The sequence below is a fragment of the Streptomyces sp. NPDC002176 genome (assembly GCF_044903645.1).
GTDB lineage: Bacteria > Actinomycetota > Actinomycetes > Streptomycetales > Streptomycetaceae > Streptomyces.
On record NZ_JBJDQW010000003.1, the window covers coordinates 732,612 to 755,958 of the forward strand.

Consider the following 23,347-nt stretch of genomic DNA (forward strand, 5'->3'; position numbering starts at 1 on the left):
GTCCCGCACCGCGCGCGGGACCCGGTTCACCGTGCCTGTCACTGCGCCTGGAGCACCAGCAGGGCGAGATCGTCCTCGGGTTCGTCCTCGCCGAAGCCATGCACCAGGTCGCGGATGCGGTCCGCGATGTGCTCGGCGCTCAGGCCCGTACAGCCGGACAGGGCCCGGGCGAGGCCGTCGCCGTCGTCGAACTGGTCGGTGCCGGAGCGGCGCTCGGTCACGCCGTCGGTGACGCACAGCAGGCTGTCGCCGGGGCGCAGCTCGATGGTGTCGCTGGTGTAGGTCTCGTCCTCGACGACGCCGAGCAGGGTCTGCGGGCGGGCGACGGTGCGCACCTCGCCGCCGGGGCCCAGCACCAGGGGCAGCGGGTGTCCGGCGGAGGCGAGGGTGCAGCGGACGCCGCCTTCGACGGGGGTCAGCTCGCCGTAGAGCAGGGAGAGGAAGCGGGTCTGTGGGCCGTCGCCGGGGGCGAAGGGGCCTCCTCCGGCGGCGATCAGGGCGCGGGCTGCGGCGTCGGCGGCCTCGGTGGCGTCGTCGAGGAGGAGCTGGTTGAGGCGGTCGAGGACGTCCGCGACGCCGTATCCCTCGCGGGCGAGCAGCCTGAGCCAGGGCCGGGCGAGCCCGATGACGACGGCGGCCTCGGGGCCCTTGCCCTGGACGTCGCCGACGGCGAAGCACCAGCGGCCCCGGCCCGTCGGGAACAGGTCGTAGAAGTCGCCGCTGGGGCCGCCCTGGTCGCGGGGTTCGTAGACGAGGGCGCTGGTCATGCCGGGGATCTCGGCGACGGCGCCGGGGAGCAGGCCGCGCTGGAGGACGGCGCTGATGGTGGCCTGCCGGGCGTACTGGCGGGCGGCGCCGATGGCGAGGGCGACCCGGCGGCCGAGGTCCTCGACCAGGCCGGTGACCTCGTCGGGGAAGCCGAGCAGTCCGCAGCGGCCGATGAGGAGCGTGCCCAGCGGGCGGCCGCCCGCGATCAGCCGGTAGGCGAGGGCGGTGCCGTGGGTGCCCTCGGGGCCGAGCGCGGTGCCGGGCCAGGGGTAGGGCTGGGGTCCGGAGCGCACGCCGTGGCCGGAGCGCGGCGGCTCCTTCTCCAGGGCCCCCTGGAGGTCCTCGATCCGGCTCTCGCTGGCGTGCCAGACGCGGGCGGGGCCGTCGGTGCCGCCGCGTACGGTCGCCTCGTCCTCCAGCCAGATGGCGCACCAGTCGGCGAGCCGGGGCACGATCAGCTGGCCGGTGAGGGCGGCGACCAGGTTCTCGTCGAGCTGTCCGGCGAGGAGGTCGGAGGCTTCGGCGAGGAAGGACAGGGCGCCCCGGCCGAGCCAGTCCCGGTCGCCCGCGGCGCGCTGCGGCTGCGGGGCGAGGGCTTCGGCGGCGACCAGTGCGGGGGCGGGCGCGGGGCCGTCGGGCTCCTCGGTGCCGCCGGGCGGCAGCCGGGCCCAGACGGTCTTGCGGCCGGTGCGGTAGGTGACGCCCCAGGACTCGGCGAGGGTGGCGACCAGGCGCAGCCCGCGCCCGTGCTCGGGGGTGTCGTACGGGGCCTCGCCGTCGGGGTCGCGCGGGGCGCGGGCGGGGTGCTGGTCGTGGACCTCCACGACGAAGGCGCCGTCCTCCTCCAGCCGCCAGTCGATCTCGACCGCGGTTCCGGCGTGGACGACGGCGTTGGTGACGAGTTCGCTGACGACGGCGGTGGCGTCGTCACCGAGCCGGGCGTCATCCGGGCCGGTGAGGCCGAGGTCGGCCCAGTCGGTGAACGCGGCGCGCACCAGGGCGCGGGCGGAGCCGGGTGCCGCGGGGCTGCCGGGGAGGGTGGCCCGGCCCGCGGCGAGCGTGCGCGTGCCGGAGAGCGCCGGTGCGCCGTCCGCTCCGGCGTCGCCCGCCCGTTGCACGGGTATGGCCGCCATGTCCATGCGGCCAGGGTGACAGACAGGCGGGACGCATAAGCACCGAGTCACCGAAGTGAACGCCCGTGACGACGAACTCGGCTACCGCCCGGCCAGAAGACGGTCAATTCCGGTCATGGCCGAAAGCGAACCCGCCGGAGCGGCCGAAAAACCACCCCGGCGGGTGCTCCTCACGCCTCGCGGGCCCCGCTGTACATCTCGTCGATCAGACCCTTGTACTCCCGCTCGACCACGGGCCGCTTCAGCTTCAGGCTGGGCGTGATCTCGCCGTGCTCCACGTCGAGGTCGCGCGGCAGCAGCCGGAACTTCTTGATGGTCTGCCAGCGCTGGAGCCCCTGGTTGAGCTCCTTCACGAAGCCGTCGACCAGCTCGACGGTCTGCGGCGCGGCCACCACCTCGGCGTACGACTTGCCCTCCAGGCCGTTGTCGGCGGCCCACTGGAGGATCGCGGGCTCGTCGAGGGCGATGAGGGCGGTGCAGTAGTTCCGGTCGGCGCCGTGCACCAGGATGTTGGAGACGAAGGGGCAGACCGCCTTGAACTGGCCCTCGACCTCGGCGGGCGCCACGTACTTGCCGCCCGAGGTCTTGATGAGGTCCTTCTTGCGGTCGGTGATGCGCAGATAGCCGTCGGCGGACAGCTCACCGATGTCGCCGGTGTGGAACCAGCCGTCGGACTCCAGCACCTCGGCGGTCTTCTCGGGCTGCCGGTGGTAGCCCTCCATGACGCCGGGGCCGCGCAGCAGGATCTCGCCGTCCTCCGCGATGCGCACCTCGCAGCCGGGCAGCGGCTTGCCGACCGTGCCGGTGCGGTACGCCTCGCCGGGGTTCACGAAGGAGGCGGCGGAGGTCTCGGTGAGGCCGTACCCCTCCAGGATGTGGATGCCGGCGCCGGAGAAGAAGTAGCCGATCTCGGGGGCGAGGGCGGAGGCACCGGAGACGCAGGCGCGCAGGTTGCCGCCGAACGCCTCGCGCAGCTTGCCGTAGACGAGGGCGTCGGCGGCCTTGTGCTTGGCGGCCAGCGCGAACGGCACGGAGGCGGTGCCGGTGCGGCGGAAGCTGTCCTGGGACGCCTTGGCGTAGTCGCGGGCGACCTCGGCGGCCCACTGGAAGATCTTGTACTTGGCCGCGCCGCCCTCGCGGGCCTTGGCGGCGACGCCGTTGTAGACCTTCTCGAAGATGCGCGGCACGGCGGCCATGTAGGTCGGCCGGACCACGGGCAGATTCTCGATGATCTTGTCCACGCGGCCGTCGACCGCGGTGACGTGGCCGACCTCGATCTGGCCGGAGGTGAGCACCTTGCCGAAGACATGGGCGAGCGGCAGCCAGAGGTACTGCACGTCGTCGGCGGAGATCAGGTCGGTCGAGGCGGTGGCCCGCGCCATGTAGGCCCAGTTGTCGTGCGGCAGGCGCACGCCCTTGGGGCGGCCGGTGGTGCCGGAGGTGTAGATGAGGGTGGCGAGCTGGTCGCGGGTGATCGCGCCGACCCGCTCCTTGATCAGCTCGGGGTGCTGCTCCAGGTAGGCGTTGCCGCGCTTCTCCAGCTCGGCGAGGGTGATCACCCAGTCGTCGGTCTCGGCGCCCTCGGGATCGATGACGACGACCTTGGTCAGCGCGGGCAGCTCCGCGCGCCGCTCCACCGCCTTGGCGACCTGGGCGGCGTCCTCGGCGATCAGCACCCGGCTCTCGGAGTCGGAGAGGATGAACGACGACTCGTCGGCGTTGGTCTGCGGATAGACCGTGGTGGTGGCACCGCCCGCGCACATGATGCCGAGGTCGGCCAGAATCCACTCGACCCGGGTCGAGGAGGCGAGCGCCACCCGCTGCTCGGGCTCGATCCCCAGCTCGATGAGACCGGCCGCGATCGCGTACACCCGCTCCGCCGACTGGCCCCAGGTCAGCGACCGCCACTCGTCGGGGCCCTCGCCGGAGGCCGCCGGGACCGGGTACCGGTATGCCTCGGCGTCCGGTGTGGCCGCCACGCGCTCCAGGAAGAGGGCCGCCACGGACGGCGGACGGTTCTCGATCAGGGTCTGTGTGTCGCTCACGACATCCTCCGGGGCCCGCGACGGTGCGGCTGACTCGGTGCGGCTGGGTGGACTCACTGGTTCGAAGCTGTTGTTTAACCCGCGAGTAACTAGCGAGCAGGCATCAGGGTAAGGGGCGACCGGCCACCGCGTAAGAGGCCACGGCCTGTGACTTCACACCGGAACCCCATCGAGATCCGCCCCCGGACGACCCCCCGTACGAGCGGGGGCCCGCCGTACACATGTACGGCGGGCCCCACTTTGCCCGTTTCGCTCCGACAACTCGGCGCCGGGGCGGGCTACTTCTTGCCCTTGCCCGAGCCTCCGCCGCTGTCGTCGCTGGAGAGCACCGCGATGAACGCCTCCTGGGGAACCTCCACGGAACCCACCATCTTCATCCGCTTCTTGCCCTCCTTCTGCTTCTCCAGCAGCTTCCGCTTACGGGAGATGTCACCGCCGTAGCACTTGGCGAGGACGTCCTTGCGGATGGCGCGGATGGTCTCGCGGGCGATGACCCGCGAACCGATGGCGGCCTGGATCGGCACCTCGAACGCCTGCCGCGGGATCAGCTCGCGCAGCTTGGCGACGAGCCGGACACCGTAGGCGTACGCCTGGTCCTTGTGGGTGACCGCCGAGAAGGCGTCCACCTTGTCGCCGTGCAGCAGGATGTCGACCTTGACCAGGCTGGACGCCTGCTCGCCGGTGGGCTCGTAGTCCAGGGAGGCGTAGCCGCGGGTCTTGGACTTCAGCTGGTCGAAGAAGTCGAAGACGATCTCCGCGAGCGGCAGCGTGTAGCGGATCTCGACCCGGTCCTCGGAGAGGTAGTCCATGCCGAGCAGGGTGCCGCGCCGGGTCTGGCACAGCTCCATGATCGAGCCGATGAACTCGGACGGCGCGAGGATCGTGGCGCGCACGACCGGCTCGTACACCTCCGCGATCTTGCCCTCGGGGAACTCGCTCGGGTTGGTCACCGTGTGCTCGGTGCCGTCCTCCATGTCCACGCGGTAGACCACGTTGGGCGCGGTGGCGATGAGGTCGAGGCCGAACTCGCGCTCCAGCCGCTCCCGGACCACGTCCAGGTGCAGCAGGCCGAGGAAGCCGACACGGAAACCGAAGCCGAGGGCGGCGGAGGTCTCCGGCTCGTAGACCAGGGCGGCGTCGTTGAGCTGGAGCTTGTCCAGCGCCTCGCGCAGCTCGGGGTAGTCGGAGCCGTCCAGCGGATACAGGCCCGAGAAGACCATCGGCTTCGGGTCCTTGTAGCCGCCGAGCGCCTCGGTCGCGCCCTTGTGCAGGGAGGTGATCGTGTCACCGACCTTGGACTGCCGGACGTCCTTCACACCGGTGATGAGGTAGCCCACCTCACCCACGCCCAGGCCGTCCGCCGGGAGCATCTCGGGCGAGCTGACACCGATCTCCAGCAGCTCGTGACTCGCGCCGGTCGACATCATCCTGATGCGCTCGCGCTTGTTGAGCTGGCCGTCGATGACACGGACGTACGTCACGACACCGCGGTACGAGTCGTAGACCGAGTCGAAGATCATCGCGCGGGCGGGGGCGTCCGCGTCGCCGACCGGGGCCGGGATCTCCTTCACGACCCGGTCCAGCAGCGCGTCCACGCCGAGGCCGGTCTTCGCGGAGACCTTCAGCACGTCGTCCGGGTCGCAGCCGACCAGGTTCGCCAGCTCCTCGGCGAACTTCTCCGGCTGCGCGGCCGGCAGGTCGATCTTGTTCAGCACCGGGATGATCTTGAGGTCGTTCTCCATCGCCAGGTACAGGTTGGCGAGGGTCTGCGCCTCGATGCCCTGCGCGGCGTCGACGAGGAGGACGGTCCCCTCGCAGGCGGCCAGCGACCGCGAGACCTCATAGGTGAAGTCCACGTGGCCCGGCGTGTCGATCATGTTCAGGATGTGCGTCGTGCCCTGGTCGGGGCCCTCGGTGGGGGCCCAGGGCAGACGCACCGCCTGGGACTTGATCGTGATGCCGCGCTCGCGCTCGATGTCCATGCGGTCGAGGTACTGAGCACGCATCTGCCGCTGCTCGACGACGCCGGTCAGCTGGAGCATCCGGTCGGCGAGCGTGGACTTGCCGTGGTCGATGTGCGCGATGATGCAGAAGTTGCGGATCAGAGCCGGGGCGGTACGGCTCGGCTCGGGCACATTGTTAGGGATCGCGGGCACGCAGGGTCCTGTCTCTTGAGGCGCCTTGTGCCTCGGGTCGGATCGATACGTAGACTCCATGGTCCCACGGAGAGCGACCAGGGAGCGTTTTGGGCCGCCGTCGGGGCCGCTGGTACTGTAGAGCGCTGTGCCTCATGCCCTCTCAGCGCGAGGCGCGACTGAAAATTTCTGGATCACCGGTACGGGACCTTTCACGGGCCCGTGCCTGAACCTGTAAAGGCTCCTTTCGTGGCGAACATCAAGTCCCAGATCAAGCGGATCAAGACCAACGAGAAGGCTCGGCTGCGCAACAAGGCCGTCAAGTCCTCCCTGAAGACCGCGATCCGCAAGGCCCGCGAGGCCGCTGCCGCGGGTGACGTCGAGAAGGCCACCGAGTACCAGCGCGCTGCCGCGCGTCAGCTCGACAAGGCCGTCTCGAAGGGCGTCATCCACAAGAACCAGGCCGCCAACAAGAAGTCGGCGCTCTCGGCCAAGGTCGCGGACCTCAAGGGCTGAACCTCCTTCTGATCTGACCGCCGGAAGGACCCAGAGCGGGCCCTCTCTCTCCGCTCCCGTCCGGCACCCCGAAGCCACACGCGGCCTGCGTTCGCCACGCGGGTGTGGCTTCAGCAACTTGGTCCCGAGGCCCCGGTGCCCTTCCTTCCCAGGAAGGCGCCGGGGCCTTCGGCATACTCCTCTACTGAGCCCGCCCCCGGGAGCGGGCCGCCCTGGCGATGGTCACGACCGCCTTCTCCAGCGCGTACTCGGGGTCGTCGCCGCCGCCCTTCACGCCCGCGTCGGCCTCCGCGACCGCGCGCAGCGCCACGGACACCCCCTCCGGGGTCCAGCCCCGCATCTGCTGCCGGACCCGGTCGATCTTCCAGGGCGGCATCCCCAGCTCACGGGCGAGGTCGGCCGGACGCCCGCCCCGCGCCGAGGACAGCTTGCCGATGGCCCGCACGCCCTGGGCCAGCGCGCTGGTGATCAGCACCGGTGCCACCCCGGTCGACAGCGACCAGCGCAGCGCCTCCAGCGCCTCCGCCGTACGCCCCTCCACCGCCCGGTCGGCGACGGTGAAGCTCGATGCCTCGGCCCGCCCGGTGTAGTACCGGCCGACCACGGCCTCGTCGATCGTGCCCTCGACATCGGCCACCAGCTGGGCCACGGCCGCGGCCAGCTCGCGCAGGTCGCTGCCGATCGCGTCGACCAGCGTCTGGCACGCCTCGGGCGTCGCGGACCGCCCGAACTCCCGGAACTCCCCTCTCACGAACGCCAGCCGGTCGGCCGGCTTGGTCATCTTCGGGCAGGCCACCTCGCGGGCGCCCACCTTCCTGGCCGCGTCCAGCAGGCCCTTGCCCTTCGCACCACCCGCGTGCAGCAGGACGAGCGTGATCTCCTCGGCGGGCGACCCGAGGTACGCCTTGACGTCCTTGACCGTGTCGGCAGAGAGATCCTGTGCATTGCGTACGACCACGACTTTGCGCTCGGCGAAGAGCGAGGGACTGGTCAGCTCGGCGAGGGTGCCGGGCTGCAACTGGTCCGGGGTGAGGTCGCGTACGTCCGTGTCGGCGTCGGCGGCCCTCGCGGCGGCCACCACCTCCCGCACGGCACGGTCGAGCAGGAGGTCCTCCTGGCCCACGGCAAGGGTCACCGGGGCGAGAGGGTCGTCATTCGCAGTCTTTCTTGCCATCACTCACAGCATCCCACGCGGCACCGACAACCAAGCGGGGCGTGCACCCTGGGCGGTCCCTGAGCGGACCCTGAGACGGGGGTCAGGGGCGTGAGGGGCGCGCGGTGCGGGGCGCGGGCGTGGGGTGCGGGCGCTGAGGTGCGGGGTGCGGAGGCGTGGGGTGTGCGGAGGCGTGGGTGCGGGTGCGGGTGCGTAAACAGGGGGCGGGGCTCACGGCTCCTCCCGCCAGCCCTCCCACTCACCCGCGAAGGCGTCCAGCTCGGCGGGGTCCAGCCGCTCCGCCTCGTCGTGCAGAAGCACCAGCCACTGAGCGTCCTCGGCATCGTCCTCACCGGCCAGCGCGTCCCGTACGAGCCGAGGCTCCTCGTCCACGCCGAACCGTGCCCGAAGCGCTTCGGCGGCCTCTTCGGCGGAGTCGCGGTCGGGCAGCACCAGGACATGTCTCACATCGCTCACGCGGCCATTCTCCGGCACGGCGCGGCGGCCCGATCGGCCGGGCGGGTGCTCAGACCCTGGGGACGATCTGCACGTCCAGGTCGACCCGGATGCTCGGGCCGATCGCCGCGATGCCACGGGCCAGCAGGGTCTGCCAGTTGATCGTGTAGTCGTCGCGGTGGAGTTCGGTGGTGGCGCGGCAGGCGGCGCGGGTCTCGCCCTCCATGCCGGTGCCGAGGCCGAGGTACTCGGTGTCGAGGGTGACGGTACGGGTCACGCCGTGCAGCGAGAGCCCGCCGGTGACGGCCCAGCGGTTGCCGCTCCGCCGGACGAACCGCTCGCTGTAGAACTCCAGCGTCGGATACCGCCCCACGTCCAGGAAGTCGGGCGAGCGCAGGTGGTCGTCGCGCATCCGGACCCCGGTGTCGATGGAGGAGGCGTCGATCACCACGTGCATCGCCGAGTTCTCGACCCGGTCGGAGATCCGTACCGCGCCCGCGAAGGCGTTGAACCGCCCGTGGATACGGGCCAGTCCGATGTGCCGGGCGGTGAAGACGATGGAGGAGTGGACCGGGTCGATGTCCCAGTCGCCGCGCATCGGGGGCTCGGTGGGCGGCGCGACCTGGAGGGTCACGTCACCGAGCGAGGCGAGAGAGTTCTCCGTGACCATGGCCGTGGCCCGGTAGGGCGTGTACCCCTCGGCGGACACCGCGAGCCGGTACTCACCGGCCGGGACGGTCGCCATGAAGGAGCCGTAGGGGTCGGTGCCGCCGGTGACGACCTTGCGGCCCATGCTGTCGCTGATGCTGAACTCCGCCGAGGCGACCGGCTGGTTGACCGGATCGAGCACCCGGCAGCTCAGCACCCCCGCGTCGGCCGGGGTGCGGACCGCCGCCAGTGGACTCGCCCGGTGGACCCGGTCCGTTCGTTTCTCCAGCCACCGGCCGAACATGTACGCCACTCCTGTGCGTCTCTGCATCCTGTGTTGCCGAAGGGTCATTCGATCACCGATGCGGCTTTCGAGCAAAACGGGCCCACATCACGGGAGTACGGCCCATGCGCCGGAAGTCACCCGAATTGGCCGCCCCGGACGGTGGGTACCGCGCTCAGCCCGATCCCGAACTCATCCCCGTACACCGCGAGCACCTCCTCGTCCGTCCCCAGCTCACGCACCGTCTTCCGCCCCTCCGCGTCCGTGGTCGTCAACGTCCGCCCGCTGAGTGTGATCCGCCCGCCGTCCTCCGTGATCCGCGAGCACACCAGCGACCGGGTGAAGTGCGACTCCGGCGAGGTCGAGTGCCACCAGGCTCCCGCCCGGAAGTCCGGGAGCGTCCGGGGCCGCGTCTCCAGCCGGTACTGCGGCTTGCCGTCCCGGAGAACGTCCAGGTCACCGTCCCCGACGTCTACCACCCGGAACGTCCCACCCGTGTCCACCTGATCCCCGCGCTCACCGAACTCCAGCGGACCGTGGCTGTGCGCCCCGAAGCCCACGTCGGCGATCAGGTCCCCGCCGTCCACCGTCCGTACTAGAAGGGCGAGATGGTCGTACGGAATACCGAGCCGCCCCTCGCCGACGTGGACCCGGCCCGCGAGGAGCTGGGCCTCGTAGCTGAGGGCGGCCAGCAACAGGCCGAAGGCACCGTTGAGTTCGTAGCAGGAGCCGCCCCGGCGGGCCGCGACCACCTTATCCAGCAGCGCTTCCTCCGTCAGGACGACGGGCTCACCGAGGTGGATCGACAGGTTCTCGAAGGACACCGTCCGCAGATGGCGCACCTGCAAGGTCCCGCACGTCGTGGGCGAGCCCTGTTCCTGTAAGAAGGAGGGAAAGGAACATCACTGGACGAGCACGAGTCAGCGCGGGAACAAGGACATGCCCACCTACACGGGCAAGAAGGACGGCAGGGGCTGGAACGGCCGGACCATCCAGATTATCGACTTGGAGCCGCTGATGGAGAAGCTCCTCTTCAAACGCCTGGAGGAGGTCGAGGCGGCGACCGAGGCGGACGAGAACGACCTCCGCCCCGAGCTGGAGGCCAGTCTGGCCCGCTGGGAACGCTGGAAGAAGTAGCTGAGGGACGAACTCCTGGATGGCGACCGTCCAGTCGGGAAATCCGAGGGGAACATCGACCCACTGAACGGCCGGATGGCCGGGGCCCGTAAAGAGATCGCCCAGTATGCGGCCCAAGGCCAACCTCTCCGAGGTTAGCGCCGTCGAACTGCGGGAGAATTGGAAGAGCTACTCCGTCGCCCGGAAGCAGTCGGTGCCGGGGCCTGATCAGAGAGATCCTGATCCACCCCGCGACCCGGCCATTCAACGTGTGGAATCCGGATCGAGCTGAGGTGAGATGGCGGTGAAGGGCGGGGCCCCATGCCCCGCAAAGTGGATCGACTCATCGCTCACGATCCGCCCTAGCGCGTCACCGTCGTAGTCGTTTGTCCCGCACCCCGCCGATACCACCATGTCGGGTCCAAGGCGAAGATGACTGCTCGGCGCGGCCACCGGTGTCAGGTTGAGGCGCACAGTGTGCGTCACCCGCTCCTCGCTCGCCTTCTTCCCGCTCGCTTCCACCACCCAGAACTTCGCTCCGCCGCCAAGCTCGTCCGACTCGCTCATCTCCATGGCCAGCTCAACTTCGACAGAGTCGTACCGAAGGTTCAGGCCGTCCTTCACTTGAATCGTCGTCATGGCTGTGTGTAGCTCTGTATAGAGGGTCTGGATTGCGGCGGCAAGGTTGGTGCGAGGCACAGCGGACTCCACTTCATCGGAGAGAGTGATCGGGTGACGCTGGCGAGGTCCCGTCGTGGCCAGACCTCAAACGCTCAACGGGTTTGCCTTCCGCCATGGCGCGTCGGCGTCTTCGAGGGTGTCCAGGATCAGCTCGCACCAAGTCACTGCGGCGTTGACCGTAAGGCGAGCATGGCGGATCCCCAGGCCAGAGGGCACGCTGGCCTGCCCGTGACCGCTGCCGAATCCCTGGTTGCGCAATTCGGCGACACCGACGGCGATGTTCACCGAGCCGGAGAGGATTTTCTTCACGGACTTGCTGCCGTCGGGTCCGTTGGGGGCCGAGCCGGCATCTAGCCTCAGCGCCTTCTGGACCGTGTTCACCAGCGTGGGAAGCTGGGCATTCCTGTCGACCTCGACGTTCAGCTCCCGGAGAGCCGTCTTCGCTGTGGCCTCGATGAGCTGCTTGGCGGCCCCGATCGCCCCGTGCGGATCGGTGGTCAGGTCTCGCCTTATCCTCTCCAGTTCGACCGCGATCCCTGAACCGTCGCTGAGGGTGCTCAGGTCTCGATCCAAAATGCGGACCGGTGCTCGCCGCCAGGAGATCCGGCCGCTCTTGTCAAGCAAGAAGCCGTCTCGCTCCAGTCGAACACCGATGTCCTCCAGCCACTTCGGAGTGCCCTGCTGGCCAGGGTCTCGGTACGCACGAATGAAGTCCTCGAAGACGAGGAGAGCCCGGCGGACATGCTCGGGATCGCCCCAGTCGACGCCCTCCGCATAGAGCATAAAGGTGGTCCGTCGCTGACCTGCATCGTCGTACTTCAGCTCCTCGGGCGGGATGGGCGCGAACCCATGGTCCTCCCACAGCTCGGCCACGATCCGGATAGTCAGATCCGTGGCAAGAGAGCGGAACGCATTACGGGTTGCTGGGCTCACCAGCTCCCGGCGGGCAGAGGCGGTCATGGTCTGAAGATACGAGTAGACCCTGACAGCGTCATGGCCTTTTCAGATAGAGGCCCTCAGTCGGTCTGTACCGCCCGCCTCAGCCATCTTCACCCGGCACAGTCAGTCGGGGCCGCTGTGGCCACGTGCCGCTCGCCCCGCAAGCCGATCATGTCGTCGCTCTTGCCAGCCTTCAACGCGCGAGCCGCCGTCTCGTCCTCCCGAAACCGGGGCCACAGGAACTCCACCATGACCTCGTTGATCTGCCTCATCGCTCCCCCTCGTCACTACTTGCTGAAGGGCTATTGAACCCCTCCAGGATCATCCCGAGACCCCGAGCAAGCGCCTCTTCAGCTCGGCCAGGGCGCCCTTCGAGACCACCGCGGCCTCCAACAATTCCTGAGCCGACCGCCGGTGAAGGGGGTCCAACAAGGGCACCTCCCTGACCTTCTCGACCAAGGTCTCCGGAGTGCTCGGGACGGGCCCGACCTCCTTGACCCTCTGGATCAGATGGGCGTGCATGGCCATCTTCTCACCCTGCTCCACCAGCTCCCTCCACTCGGCAGCGGCGCCCTCGGGCAGCTCGTCCAGGCACGCCTGGCACGTACGGGGGAGGTGGCGCGCCTGGCGGAGGTAACCCGCGCCTTCACGGAGCTGTACCTCACTCGGCGTCACCTGATCGCCCCGGAGGCTGAGAACGCCGCCTATGCGGGCCCAGCTCACCCCCTCATAGGAGCGGAAGCCGGACCCGTCGGGGTGACCTAGCTCCCATCCCCAGGCGTTCCTGGGGGATGGGTCGCCTGGGGCCGAGCCCTCAATCCGATCGCGCCTGCAGTAAAGGGGAGTTACCGTCCTCCCATGGACGATTCACTCTCGTTCGAGAGCTTCCTCGAAGGCGCCAAGAAGGCCGCCCACAGGGCCATGGACGACCACGGGCGACGCGAGTACGACGAGTTCGCCCTCCACGGGGGCGTCGCTTTCGAGCGACTCGCCAAGGCCGTCCTGGTCAAGAAGAATCCGGTCTACCTCCTGGACATGCGCAACGGGAACCACGACCTGATGCTCTACTTCGGTGGCCATCTGGAGATGGCAGGGGAGAAGGTCCGCACCGTTGGCGCCAAGGACGCCATCAAGCGGCTACGGACAATGGGACTGCTTCCTCCTGGCAGTCAACTCGACAAGCTCATCGAACTCCGCAACGGAACTGCTCACACAGGCGGTAGCGACGAAGCGAAATCGCTACTGGCACCGCTTGCGGAGAATGTCGCGCTGCTATTGAAGGACATGGGCATACCCATCGAAATCTTTTGGGAACGCTGGGCGAGCACGATCCACATGGCTGTGGACAAACGGCGCAACGAGATCGAGCGGGACGTCGAGATTCGCATTCGGCAGGCCCGCCACCGCTTTGACGACCGTTTCGCAGGACTGCCTGATGAGGCCATGAAGAAGCTTCTCCAAGAGACGATACCCCTCTTCGGAGGACTGCTGGGAGCAATCTCGATCAAGTCCGGTGACGACTTGGTGGCCCTGATCGGTTCCACTCCTTGTCCCGCCTGCAAGGGTCAGGCTCAGGTGAGAATGGCCCTCATCAAGTCCTCGCCGACTACTGGTGAGCTGATTCCGCAAAGCCTTCAATGCAGCATGTGTGCGCTGAAGCTGGAAAGTCCGGAAGAGGTCGAAGTTATCGGCACCCGCGCCATAGTGACTGGGACCCCCACCTCGGCACCCTTCTCATGGAACAAAAATCCTCCCGGCTTTGATATCAAAGAAACGCACATCGGCTGATCCCACTGCGTAGCCCTGGACCCGGCCAGGGCTATCGCGTGCTCGGAAGCGTCGTGCGCATGTCACCGTCGTCGGTCCGGAGTCGGTGGTGAGGGCCTCGAGTGCGTTCGCGGACGAGGTAAGGGACTTCAGGAACCAGCTTGTCCATGCCGCGCTCCGGGGCCACCCATTCCACCACAAGGGGAAGCTCGAACGACCACTGGAAGCCTTCGCCAAGGCAGCCCGAACTGCGCTCGAAGACGAAGGCCATCCACCGGCTGGGACTACTTGAGGGGCAACTCCGCCGACATGACGGCGTATACGGGCGAGTCCGGGAAGGGTTGGCGCTCGCCGACCTTCTTGAAGCCCCAGCCTTCGTACAGGGATTGCACGCGCGGGTGGGTAACGTCGACCAGGAGGACGGCCAGATCCTCGTCCCTGCCGTCCAAAAGAGCCCTCGTCACCCGCTCCGCCGTCCCGGTCTTGCGATGGGACATACGAACGGCCAGCTCGGAGTACGAGAACGTGAGGTGCTTGTCCGGGACTTCCTCCAAGTGCTCGCGCCACCACTCGCGGTCTGCCGTCGCCGGAGCCCCGTAGGCGAAAGCCACCGGAACGTCCCCGTCATACGCGATCACGCAGGCGAAGTCGGGGTTGCCGCCCCAGTGGTCCACGAACCAGGGAAAGCGCTGGTTGAACTCGTCGTCCAAGTCGTGCGCGTACGCATCACGGTGGACGTCGATGAGGGCCTGGCGGACCTGCGGGAGGTCCTCGTGGGTGAAGTGGCGGATCACCAGCTCTGGCGCTTTCAAGCTCGGCTCCATTCAGTGCGGTAGCGGTCTCCCCACTCTCGAGTGACAGCAGCGCGGGGCGCAAGAGTGATCAGGTCTCTGTAGTAGTCGCCGAGGAGAAATCGCATTCGCCCCGGGGATCGGTGAGTCGGCCATCAGGTCGAAGACGCCAGAGGCCGTAGCAGACCGAGCTCACCGGCGACCCGCTGCGGGGGCGCGGCCTGCTGATCGTGGACAGGCTGACGGACCGCTGGGGCACCGAGCTGTACCGGTGGGGCAAGCAGGTGTGGGGGCGAACTGCGGGGGGGGGACGAGCGATGAAGGACGGCAAGCCCTGGGTGGGCGACGAGGTACGCGACGGCGCCACCGGCAGGAGGGCCATCGTGACCGACGTCCGAAGGAACCAGGCGTACATCCTTCGGCCCCGTGCGGGTGGCGGCCCGAACTGGGTCGCCGAGGACCCCGAGGGGCTGACCGTGATCACGCCGAGGCGGGACGGGCCCGCATTCAGTCCCGGCTGACCTTCAGATCCCCGTGTGGTCCGCCCGTTCCGGTCAGGGCCAGGGCTCCGTCCCGGTCGGTGCGCAGGACCGTGGCTCCGGTGGAGCGGAGGGCCGACACAGTAGAAGGGGCCGGGTGGCCGTATGGGTTGCCGGTGCCGCAGGAGATGAGGGCTACTCGGGGGGCGGTGAGGTGGAGGAGGGCGGGGTCCTGGTAGGCCGAGCCGTGGTGGGCAACCTTCAGTACGTCCACTCGGGCCAGGTTCGCCGCCTCCGGTGTGTGCAGCAGCTCTCGCTGGGCGGGGGGTTCGAGGTCTCCGAGGAGGAGCAGGCGGAGGCCCGCGGTGTGGACCAGGAGGGTGATGCTGGCGTCGTTCGGGCCGTCCGGGGGCACCGGTGTATCGGCCTGTGGCCAGAGGACGCGCCAGGTGAGGGGGCCCGCTCGGCGTTCCTCGCCTGCCGCTGCTGTGGTGAGGGGGATGTGGTGGGTGGCGGCCTCGCGGCGTACCGACTCGGCCTGGTCGGCGGGTTCGGTGAACGCCGTCGTCTCGATCTCGGCCACCGAGCGGCCCCTCAGTACTCCGGAGAGTCCCCCTACGTGGTCGGCGTGGAAGTGGGTCAAGACCACCAGGGGGATGCGGGTGATGCCCAGTTCGCGCAGGCAGCGGTCGACCGGTGCCGGGTCGGGTCCGGCGTCCACGACGACGGCGGCGCCGGGTCCGGCGGACAGTACGGTGGCGTCGCCCTGGCCCACGTCGCAGACGGCGTAGCGCCAGTCGGGCGGGGGCCAGCCGGTGACCGCGCGGGTCAGCGGGGCGGGGCGTACGACCACCAGCAGGAGGAGCAGGGCGAGCGCCCCGCACCACCACGGGTGCCGGATCAGGCGCCGTCCGGCCAGGACGAAGGCCGCGGTGACGGCGGCCAGCAGCAGCGCCCCCTGCCAACTGCCCGGCCAGTCCACGCCCGCGCCGGGCTGGGCCGCGCCGGTACGGGCCACGGTGGCGATCCATCCGGCGGGCCAACCCGCGCACCAGGCCAGCGCCTTGGCCAACGGCATCGACGCCGGTGCCGCCGCCAGCGCCGCGAACCCCAGTACCGTCGCGGGGGCCACGGCCAGCTCGACCAGCAGGTTGCACGGCACCGCCACCAGGCTCACCCGGGCCGACAGCACTGCCACGACCGGCGCGCACGCCGCCTGCGCCGCTGCTGCCGCCGCCAGCCCCTCCGCGAGCCGGGCGGGCACGCCGCGCCTCCGCAGGGCCTCGCTCCAGCGTGGCGCCAGGAGGAGCAGCGCGCCGGTCGCCAGTACCGAGAGGACGAAGCCGTAACTCCGGCTCAGCCAGGGGTCGTACAGGACGAGCAGGAGTACGGCCGTGGCGAGCGCTGGGAGCAGGGATCTGCGGCGGCCGGTCGCCAGGGCCAGCAGGGCGACCGCACCGCACGCCGCCGCGCGCAGCACGCTGGGATCGGGGCGGCACACGATCACGAACGCCACGGTCAGCGCTCCCGCGAGCAGGGCCGTGGTGCGCAGGGACAGGCCGAGGAAGGGTGCGATGCCTCGGCGTTCGGCGAGGCCCGCCATTCCCGGTGGGCCGATGAGCAGGGCCAGCAGGATGGTGAGGTTGCTGCCGGAGACGGCCAGGGTGTGCGCGAGGTCGGTCGCCTTGAAGGCGTCGTCCAGGTCGGGGGTGATGCGTGAGGTGTCGCCTACGACCAGGCCCGGCAGCAACGCACGTGCGTCCGAAGGGAGTTCCTCGGTCGCTTCGCGCAGCCCGGCTCGGAGCCGTCCCGCCAGGCGTTGCGGAGGGGTCGGCCCGGACACGGTCTGCGGTGGCGGCCAGCTTCGTACGCGCAGGATGGCGGCGGTACGGTCACCGGCCGTCGTGGGAGGTGCGAGCCTGCCGGTCAGGCGGAGTCGGGTGGAGGGGAGCAGCCGGAGCCAGCCCGCACGTGCCTCGGCTCCGCCAGCGTGTGTTCCGGGCGCCGGTACATCCGCGTCCACTACGAGGAGTACGGGACTCCGGGTGAGGAGGGGCCCCTCCCCTCCCCCCACCCCCTCCTCCCCCACCCACCGCACCTCGCCCCTCACCAACACCCCCACCGGCGCCGCGCGATCCCCCCGCACCCGGGGCTTGCTCAGCCACGGGTCGCCGGTCAGTTCCACCTCGGCCTCCACGGTCCCGAACCTCCGCGCCGCCTCCGGCACCGGCCCGCGCCGTACGTCCGCCCCGTGCAGCCCCGCCGAGACGGCGGACGCGGCGACACAGAGCAGTACCGCCGCCACCGGGGTGCGGTGCCAGCCGAGCCGCAGCCGAACCCGGCCCCGGAGCAGCACGACCCCGGCGACGAGGCAGGCACCCGCGACCCCGAGGCTCCACTCCAGCGGAACGTCCAGCACCAGCGCCGCCGTCGCCCACGCGGCGAGCGCGGGTGGTACGAGCCGTAGGTCGAGCGGGCCCTCTTGCCGGGGGTGGGAGTCGCCCTTCCAGCCGGGGTCGTGCTCGGGCGTCACGGCCCCACCCGTGCCCGGAGGTCCGAGAATCGCCGGTCACCGATGCCGTCCACCTGGCGCAGCTCGTCCACTGAGCGGAAACCCCCGTGCTGGGTGCGGTAGTCGATGATGCGCTGGGCCAGCACCGGGCCCACGCCGGGCAGTGTGTCGAGCTGTTCGACCGTCGCCGTGCCCAGCGAGACCGGCGCCGAGGAAGCCGCCCCGGGTGGTGCGGGACCCGCGACAGCACCCGGCGCTCCCGACGCTCCCACCACGATCTGCTCCCCGTCCACCAGGAAGCGCGCCCGGTTCAGCCCCTCGGCCCGCACCCCCGGCCGCATTCCCCCAGCGGCCTTCAGCGCGTCCGCCACCCGCGACCCCGACGGCAGCCGCCGAATCCCCGGATCACGCACCTTGCCGCTGACGTCCACCACGATCTGCGCGCCCGGCGACCCCGTCACAGCGACGGAACCGGCGCCAGCCCCCGGCGCTTCCGGCCCCTTCACCCGCACCGGAGCCTCACGCACCACCTGAGGCGCGCTCACGCTCTCCGTACGCCCCGCCCAGAAATGCTGACCGGCGAGCACGGCGGCCAGCACCAGCACCACCCCGAGCGCCAGCACCCCCCGCCGCTCGACCCCGCACCGCGCCTGCACCCACATCGGCACCCGGTCCCGCAGCGCGAGCACCACCCGCTCCCGCCGACCGGAATCGACAAGTCGGCCCTCGCCACCCAGGGCCCCCGCACCCAAGGCTCCCCCACCGCGGGCCCCCGCCCCGAGAACCCGCGCCCCCCGAACCCCCGCGTCCAATCCCCCCGGCGGCCCACTCCCCGACTCCCCCGGAGCCTCGCCGAACAACCGCCCCGCCCGCCGCCGCACCTCCTCCCCGGGCACCGGCGCACGATGCCGCGTCCGCCGGCCCCGCTCAGGCGGACGCCGATGCCGCACGCGGCTGTCGGAGGAAGGTCCCCTGCCGGGACCGCTGGTCGGGGTGGCCGTACGAGTCAGTGATCGAAGTGTCATGACCCGAGGATCGGGCACTCCGCCGCAGCAAGTGGATCTTGCTCGATTTCCGTGGAAAGACAGCCCGTTGTGGATAACTTCGCCACTCACACGAGTGAGAGGCCACCTCGCGGGTGCCTTACCGAGGCGAAACCACAACCCCCAACAATCCAGGCCCAGTGTGCGCCCCGATCACCGCCCCCACCTCGCTGACATGCAACTCCGCCAGCCCAGGCACCCGTTCACGCAACCGATCCGCCAACACCCCGGCCCGTTCAGGCGCGGACAGATGATGGACGGCGATGTCCACCTCCGCGCCCCCCGCCCGCTCCACCACGATCTCCTCCAGCCGGGCGATCGCCTTGGACGCCGTGCGCACCTTCTCCAGCAGCTCGATGCGCCCGTTCTCCAGTCGGAGCAGGGGCTTGACGGCGAGGGCGGAGCCCAACAGGGCCTGGGCGGTGCCGATGCGGCCGCCCCGGCGGAGGTAGTCGAGGGTGTCGACGTAGAAGTGGGCGGAGGTGCCCGCAGCGCGTTTCTCGGCGGCGGTCACCGCCTCGTCGACCGTGCCGTCGCCCTCTGCGGCCTCGGCGGCGGACAGGGCGCAGAAGCCGAGGGCCATGGCGACCATGCCGGTGTCGACGACCCGGACCGGTACCGGTGCCTCGCGGGCGGCCATTACCGCCGCGTCGTAGGTGCCGGACAGCTCGGCGGACAGGTGCAGGGAGACGATGCCGTCGGCACCCGTGTCCGCGACCTCGCGGTAGGTGCGGGCGAACTCCTCCGGGCTGGGGCGGGAGGTGGTGACCGCGCGCCGCTTCTGGAGGGCCTGGGCCAGGGAGCGGGTGGAGATCTCGGTGCCCTCTTCGAGCGCCTGGTCGCCGAGGACCACGGTCAGCGGCACCGAGGTGATGCCGTGGCGCTCCATCAGCCCCGGCGGCAGGTAGGCCGTTGAATCGGTGACGATAGCGACATGGCGGGACATGAGCTGGAGGTTACCTGCCGTAGCGCCCGCACGGCAGTCCGGCCCCGGAGGAGGGCGTGGGTGGTCAGGCGGTGCTCTCCGGGCGGGGCTTCTTCTGCCAGGGGTAGGCCGGGCGGGCGGTGGGCGGGGTGATGGCGGGCTGGGCTTCGGGGACCTCGGGCCAGGTCTGGCGGTGGGGCGCCCCTCCGTCGGCACCCGGGGCCTCGGGCCAGGGGGCGGTCGGCGTGGTGGTCCAGTGGCGCAGGGCGCCCGCCTCGATGTCGATCTGGCTGCTGAGGGCGTCGAGGTCGTCCTCGGCGAAGCGGCTCGCGCGGTCGCGGGCGGCCCAGCGCAGGGAGTCGGCGGAGGCGGTGATGCGCTCGGTGCGGGTGCGCAGCTCGGGCAGGCGTGCGGTGAGAGTGGCGCGGTCCGGCTCGGACTCCAGGTGCCTGAGGACGACGTCCAGCTCGCGACCGTGCACGCTGAGCCGCTCGAAGAGGCCGAGGGATTCCTTGAGCGAGGCGTCCTCGGCCGGGCCCGTGTGCAGCGCGTCCTGGGTGGCGCGCATCGAGGTGCGCAGGGTGAGCCGGAGCTGGGCGATCTCCCCGGCGGGGCCGGGGCGGGTGAGCGACTTGGCGCGCAGGGTGTGGTCCTCGACCGTGCGGCGGCCCTGGGCGATGGTGCGGTCCACGCTGCGCTTGGCGGCGCCGACCGCCTTCACCGTGGCGTAGGTGCCGAGGACGACGAGCAGCACGAAGAGCACGGCGAACACGGTGATCACTGCTTCCATGACGCGTTCCTCCTCAGACCGCGGCCGCGAGCCGCCTCGCTCCGCGCCGCCTCGTTCTCCACCGTCTCCACGGTAAACGCAACGGGCAGGCCCCGGGTTCCATCGGAACCCGGAACCTGCCCGTAGGGGATCACCCCGACACGAGGCCCGACACGAGGCCCGGCACCCGGCCCGGCAGCCGAAGCACCGGCCGCTCAGCCAGGAACACCCCCTCAGCCGCTGACGATGTTCACCAGCTTCGGCGCCCGCACGATCACCTTCCGGATCGGCGCGCCACCCAGCGCGGCGACGACCTTCTCGTCGCCCAGCGCGGCCTTCTCCAGCTCCTCGTCGGAGATGCTCGGCGGCACCTCCAGGCGGGCCTTGACCTTGCCCTTGATCTGTACGACGCAGGTGACGGTGTCGTCGACCAGGTACTGCGGGTCCGCCACCGGGAAGTCCTGGTGGACGACGGAGTCGGTGCGGCCCAGCTTGCGCCACAGTTCCTCGGCGATGTGCGGGGCCAGCGGCGCGATCATCAGGACCAGCGGCTCGGCGACCGTGCGGGGCAGCACACCGGCGCTGCCGTACGCCTTGGTCAGGTGGTTGTTCAGCTCGGTGACCTTGGCGATGGCCGTGTTGAAGCGCAGCCCCTCCAGGTCCTGGCCGACGCCGTCGATCGCCTTGTTGAGGGCGCGCAGCGTGTCCTCGCCGGGCTCGGCGTCGGTGACGGTGACCTCGCCGGTCGTCTCGTCGACGATGTTGCGCCACAGCCGCTGCAGCAGCCGGAACTGGCCGACGACCGCGCGGGTGTCCCAGGGGCGGGAGACGTCCAGCGGGCCCATCGCCATCTCGTACAGGCGCAGGGTGTCGGCGCCGTACTCGGCGGAGATCTCGTCCGGGGTGACGGCGTTCTTCAGGGACTTGCCCATCTTGCCCAGCAGCCGGGAGACCTGCTCGCCCTGGTACCAGAAGGCGCCGTCGCGCTCCTCGACCTCGGCGGCCGGGACGGCGATGCCCCGGCTGTCGCGGTAGACGTACGCCTGGATCATGCCCTGGTTGTACAGCTTGTGGAACGGCTCGGCGGACGAGACGTGTCCCAGGTCGAAGAGGACCTTGGACCAGAAGCGGGCGTACAGCAGGTGCAGCACGGCGTGCTCGGCGCCGCCGACGTACAGGTCGACACCGCCGTGCGGCATGCCCTCGCGGGGGCCCATCCAGTACTGCTCGACCTGCGGGTCGACCATCTCGCGGTCGTTGTGCGGGTCCAGGTAGCGGAACTCGTACCAGCAGGAACCGGCCCAGTTGGGCATGGTGTTGGTCTCGCGGCGGTACTTGCGCGGACCGCGCCCGTCGCCCAGGTCCAGGGTGACGTGGACCCACTCGTCGTTGCGCGACAGCGGGGTCTCGGGCTGGGTGTCGGCGTCGTCGGGCTCGAAGGTGCGCGGGCTGTAGTCCTCGACCTCGGGCAGCTCCAGCGGGAGCATCGACTCGGGCAGCGCGTGGGCGATGCCGTCCTCGTCGTAGACGATCGGGAAGGGCTCGCCCCAGTAGCGCTGGCGGCTGAACAGCCAGTCGCGCAGGCGGAAGTTGACGGTGCCCTCGCCGATGCCGTTCTCGGCCAGCCAGTCGGTGACGCGGGCCTTGGCCTCGGGGACGGCCAGGCCGTCCAGGGTGACGGACTCGCCCGCGGAGTTGACCAGCTTGGCCTCGTAGGAGGAGAAGGCGTCGTCCCAGGTGCCGGTGTCGGTGCCGCGGCCGTCGGTCGGCTCGACCACGCAGCGGATCGGCAGCTCGAAGGCGCGGGCGAACGCGAAGTCACGCGTGTCGTGGGCGGGGACGGCCATGATCGCGCCGGTGCCGTAGCCCATCAGGACGTAGTCGGCGATGAAGACCGGGACCTGCTCGCCGTTGACCGGGTTGACCGCGAACACGCCGGTGAAGACGCCGGTCTTGTCCTTGGCCTCGGCCTGGCGCTCCACGTCGGACTTGGCGGCGGCTTGCGCGCGGTAGGCGGCGACGGCCTCGGCCGGGGTGGCGTGCCCGCCGGTCCACGCGTCGTGGGTGCCCTCGGGCCACGCCTCGGGGGTGAACTTCTCCACCAGCGGGTGTTCCGGGGCCAGCACCATGTAGGTGGCGCCGAACAGGGTGTCGGGGCGGGTGGTGAAGACGGTGATGCGCTCGCCGTCGACGGGGAAGTCGACGCGGGCGCCCTCGCTGCGGCCGATCCAGTTGCGCTGCTGCAGCTTGATGGCGTCGGGCCAGTCCAGCCCGTCCAGGTCGTCCAGCAGGCGGTCGGCGTAGGCGGTGATGCGCATGTTCCACTGGCGCAGCTTGGCCTTGAAGACCGGGTAGTTGCCGCGCTCGGAGCGGCCGTCGGAGGTGACCTCCTCGTTGGCCAGCACGGTGCCCAGGCCGGGGCACCAGTTGACCGGTGCGTCGGAGGCGTAGGCCAGGCGGAACTCGCCCAGGACGTCGGCGCGCTCGGCGGCGGTCAGCTCGCTCCACGCGCGCGTGTGGCCCGGTACGGGGCGCTCACCGGACTCGAAGAGGGCGACCAGCTCGGAGATCGGGCGGGCCTTGCCGGCCTCGTCGTCGTACCAGGAGTTGAAGATCTGGACGAAGATCCACTGGGTCCACTTGTAGTACTCGGGGTCGATCGTGGCGAACGACCGGCGCTTGTCGTGGCCCAGGCCCAGCCTGCGCAGCTGGGCCTTCATGTTCTCCATGTTGGCCTCGGTGGACACGCGGGGGTGCGTGCCGGTCTGCACCGCGTACTGCTCGGCGGGCAGGCCGAAGGCGTCGAAGCCCAGGGTGTGCAGGACGTTGTGCCCGGTCATGCGCTGGAAGCGGGCGTAGACGTCGGTGGCGATGTACCCCAGCGGGTGGCCGACGTGCAGGCCCGCGCCGGAGGGGTAGGGGAACATGTCCATGATGAACTTCTTGGGCTTCGCCGCCAGCGTGGCGTCGTCCGCCAGGTCCCCGGTGGGGTTGGGCGCGTCGTAGGTGCCGTCGACGTCCCAGAAGTCCTGCCAGCGTGCTTCGATCTCGGCGGCCAGGGCGGCCGTGTAGCGGTGCGGCGCGGCCTCCGCCGACGCGGCAGCGGTGGCGGCGGGGTTCGTCTCGCTCATGATCCTCAAAGCTCCATCGATCGTCTCTGCCCGCGGAAATCGGCCCACGGAGATCTG

21 protein-coding genes are annotated in these 23,347 nt (G+C 70.3%); 4 read left to right on the forward strand and 17 right to left on the reverse strand.

What is annotated here, in order from left to right; all coding sequences use genetic code 11:
* Positions 1–38 precede the first annotated feature (38 nt).
* The 3 genes from ACI2LY_RS17195 to lepA form a co-directional block, all read right to left on the reverse strand.
* Positions 39–1,901 carry a SpoIIE family protein phosphatase gene (locus tag ACI2LY_RS17195; RefSeq protein WP_404708166.1) on the reverse strand — a complete coding sequence of 621 codons (1,863 nt, stop codon included), beginning with the start codon at positions 1,899–1,901 and terminating at the stop codon, positions 39–41.
* Positions 1,902–2,071: 170 nt separating this feature from the next.
* Positions 2,072–3,946, reverse strand: coding sequence for an AMP-dependent synthetase/ligase (locus ACI2LY_RS17200; RefSeq protein ID WP_404707847.1), 1,875 nt, complete (start codon positions 3,944–3,946; stop codon positions 2,072–2,074).
* 278 nt (positions 3,947–4,224) lie between these two features.
* The gene (gene lepA, locus ACI2LY_RS17205; protein ID WP_404707848.1) at positions 4,225–6,102 is read right to left on the reverse strand and encodes a translation elongation factor 4; all 1,878 of its coding nucleotides are present in this window, start codon (positions 6,100–6,102) and stop codon (positions 4,225–4,227) included.
* Positions 6,103–6,330: 228 nt separating this feature from the next.
* On the opposite strand from lepA, the gene rpsT reads away from it, so the two are divergent.
* The gene (gene rpsT, locus ACI2LY_RS17210; RefSeq protein ID WP_030814907.1) at positions 6,331–6,597 is read left to right on the forward strand and encodes a 30S ribosomal protein S20; all 267 of its coding nucleotides are present in this window, start codon (positions 6,331–6,333) and stop codon (positions 6,595–6,597) included.
* A gap of 181 nt (positions 6,598–6,778) precedes the next feature.
* On the opposite strand, the gene holA is transcribed toward rpsT, so the two are convergent.
* The 4 genes from holA to ACI2LY_RS17230 all read right to left on the reverse strand — a co-directional run bounded on the left by holA (position 6,779) and on the right by ACI2LY_RS17230 (position 9,985).
* On the reverse strand, positions 6,779–7,771 hold the full coding sequence (gene holA / locus ACI2LY_RS17215; RefSeq protein ID WP_404707849.1) for a DNA polymerase III subunit delta: 993 nt from the start codon (positions 7,769–7,771) through the stop codon (positions 6,779–6,781).
* Positions 7,772–7,981: 210 nt separating this feature from the next.
* A complete protein-coding gene (locus ACI2LY_RS17220) occupies positions 7,982–8,227 on the reverse strand; it encodes a hypothetical protein (protein WP_393913515.1) in 246 nt (81 codons plus the stop codon).
* A gap of 49 nt (positions 8,228–8,276) precedes the next feature.
* A complete protein-coding gene (locus ACI2LY_RS17225; RefSeq protein WP_404707850.1) occupies positions 8,277–9,158 on the reverse strand; it encodes a YceI family protein in 882 nt (293 codons plus the stop codon).
* Between the two features lie 116 nt (positions 9,159–9,274).
* Positions 9,275–9,985: an arylamine N-acetyltransferase gene (locus tag ACI2LY_RS17230; RefSeq protein WP_404707851.1), complete on the reverse strand. Its 711-nt coding sequence runs from the start codon at positions 9,983–9,985 to the stop codon at positions 9,275–9,277.
* Positions 9,986–10,076: 91 nt separating this feature from the next.
* Here ACI2LY_RS17230 and ACI2LY_RS17235 point away from each other — a divergent pair, with 91 nt between their 5' ends.
* Positions 10,077–10,274, forward strand: a complete 198-nt coding sequence (locus ACI2LY_RS17235; RefSeq protein ID WP_404707852.1) for a hypothetical protein — start codon at positions 10,077–10,079, stop codon at positions 10,272–10,274.
* A gap of 243 nt (positions 10,275–10,517) precedes the next feature.
* Here the strand turns inward: ACI2LY_RS17235 and ACI2LY_RS17240 are convergent, their stop codons facing one another.
* The 4 genes from ACI2LY_RS17240 to ACI2LY_RS17255 form a co-directional block, all read right to left on the reverse strand.
* Entirely contained in the window at positions 10,518–10,952 is a 435-nt protein-coding gene (locus ACI2LY_RS17240; protein WP_404707853.1) for a trypco2 family protein, read from the reverse strand.
* Positions 10,953–11,018: 66 nt separating this feature from the next.
* The gene (locus tag ACI2LY_RS17245; protein WP_404707854.1) at positions 11,019–11,894 is read right to left on the reverse strand and encodes an abortive infection family protein; all 876 of its coding nucleotides are present in this window, start codon (positions 11,892–11,894) and stop codon (positions 11,019–11,021) included.
* An 89-nt stretch (positions 11,895–11,983) separates the two neighbouring features.
* Positions 11,984–12,145 (reverse strand): hypothetical protein, encoded by a 162-nt coding sequence (locus tag ACI2LY_RS17250; RefSeq protein WP_404707855.1) that lies wholly within the window; start codon positions 12,143–12,145, stop codon positions 11,984–11,986.
* 49 nt (positions 12,146–12,194) lie between these two features.
* The gene (locus tag ACI2LY_RS17255; protein ID WP_404707856.1) at positions 12,195–12,419 is read right to left on the reverse strand and encodes a hypothetical protein; all 225 of its coding nucleotides are present in this window, start codon (positions 12,417–12,419) and stop codon (positions 12,195–12,197) included.
* Positions 12,420–12,731: 312 nt separating this feature from the next.
* Between ACI2LY_RS17255 and ACI2LY_RS17260 the strand changes: the two genes are divergently transcribed.
* Positions 12,732–13,661 carry a hypothetical protein gene (locus ACI2LY_RS17260; protein ID WP_404707857.1) on the forward strand — a complete coding sequence of 310 codons (930 nt, stop codon included), beginning with the start codon at positions 12,732–12,734 and terminating at the stop codon, positions 13,659–13,661.
* Positions 13,662–13,924: 263 nt separating this feature from the next.
* Here the strand turns inward: ACI2LY_RS17260 and ACI2LY_RS17265 are convergent, their stop codons facing one another.
* Entirely contained in the window at positions 13,925–14,464 is a 540-nt protein-coding gene (locus tag ACI2LY_RS17265) for a GNAT family N-acetyltransferase (RefSeq protein ID WP_404707858.1), read from the reverse strand.
* 197 nt (positions 14,465–14,661) lie between these two features.
* Between ACI2LY_RS17265 and ACI2LY_RS17270 the strand changes: the two genes are divergently transcribed.
* Entirely contained in the window at positions 14,662–14,952 is a 291-nt protein-coding gene (locus ACI2LY_RS17270; protein WP_404707859.1) for a hypothetical protein, read from the forward strand.
* Here ACI2LY_RS17270 and ACI2LY_RS17275 read toward each other — a convergent pair.
* From ACI2LY_RS17275 to leuS, 5 genes are all read right to left on the reverse strand, one after another.
* Positions 14,939–17,443, reverse strand: coding sequence for a ComEC/Rec2 family competence protein (locus tag ACI2LY_RS17275; RefSeq protein WP_404707860.1), 2,505 nt, complete (start codon positions 17,441–17,443; stop codon positions 14,939–14,941). The genes ACI2LY_RS17270 and ACI2LY_RS17275 overlap by 14 nt on opposite strands.
* Positions 17,440–18,174: a helix-hairpin-helix domain-containing protein gene (locus ACI2LY_RS17280; protein WP_404707861.1), complete on the reverse strand. Its 735-nt coding sequence runs from the start codon at positions 18,172–18,174 to the stop codon at positions 17,440–17,442. Before ACI2LY_RS17280 ends, ACI2LY_RS17275 begins: the two co-directional genes overlap by 4 nt.
* Before the next feature lie 391 nt (positions 18,175–18,565).
* Positions 18,566–19,411: a DegV family protein gene (locus ACI2LY_RS17285; protein WP_404707862.1), complete on the reverse strand. Its 846-nt coding sequence runs from the start codon at positions 19,409–19,411 to the stop codon at positions 18,566–18,568.
* A 64-nt stretch (positions 19,412–19,475) separates the two neighbouring features.
* Positions 19,476–20,180, reverse strand: coding sequence for a hypothetical protein (locus tag ACI2LY_RS17290; RefSeq protein WP_404707863.1), 705 nt, complete (start codon positions 20,178–20,180; stop codon positions 19,476–19,478).
* Between the two features lie 212 nt (positions 20,181–20,392).
* Positions 20,393–23,290, reverse strand: coding sequence for a leucine--tRNA ligase (gene leuS, locus ACI2LY_RS17295; protein ID WP_404707864.1), 2,898 nt, complete (start codon positions 23,288–23,290; stop codon positions 20,393–20,395).
* Between the last annotated feature and the right edge of the window lie 57 nt (positions 23,291–23,347).

Excerpts from the sequence above, each read along its gene's own strand:
- ACI2LY_RS17195 (WP_404708166.1), bottom strand. The coding sequence starts at position 1,901 with ATGGCGGCCATACCCGTGCAACGGGCGGGCGACGCCGGAGCGGACGGC.
- holA (WP_404707849.1), bottom strand. The coding sequence starts at position 7,771 with ATGGCAAGAAAGACTGCGAATGACGACCCTCTCGCCCCGGTGACCCTT.
- ACI2LY_RS17225 (WP_404707850.1), bottom strand. The coding sequence starts at position 9,158 with ATGTTCGGCCGGTGGCTGGAGAAACGAACGGACCGGGTCCACCGGGCG.
- ACI2LY_RS17235 (WP_404707852.1), top strand. The coding sequence starts at position 10,077 with ATGCCCACCTACACGGGCAAGAAGGACGGCAGGGGCTGGAACGGCCGG.
- ACI2LY_RS17245 (WP_404707854.1), bottom strand. The coding sequence starts at position 11,894 with ATGACCGCCTCTGCCCGCCGGGAGCTGGTGAGCCCAGCAACCCGTAAT.
- ACI2LY_RS17250 (WP_404707855.1), bottom strand. The coding sequence starts at position 12,145 with ATGAGGCAGATCAACGAGGTCATGGTGGAGTTCCTGTGGCCCCGGTTT.
- ACI2LY_RS17260 (WP_404707857.1), top strand. The coding sequence starts at position 12,732 with ATGGACGATTCACTCTCGTTCGAGAGCTTCCTCGAAGGCGCCAAGAAG.
- ACI2LY_RS17265 (WP_404707858.1), bottom strand. The coding sequence starts at position 14,464 with ATGGAGCCGAGCTTGAAAGCGCCAGAGCTGGTGATCCGCCACTTCACC.
- ACI2LY_RS17285 (WP_404707862.1), bottom strand. The coding sequence starts at position 19,411 with ATGTCCCGCCATGTCGCTATCGTCACCGATTCAACGGCCTACCTGCCG.
- ACI2LY_RS17290 (WP_404707863.1), bottom strand. The coding sequence starts at position 20,180 with ATGGAAGCAGTGATCACCGTGTTCGCCGTGCTCTTCGTGCTGCTCGTC.
- leuS (WP_404707864.1), bottom strand. The coding sequence starts at position 23,290 with ATGAGCGAGACGAACCCCGCCGCCACCGCTGCCGCGTCGGCGGAGGCC.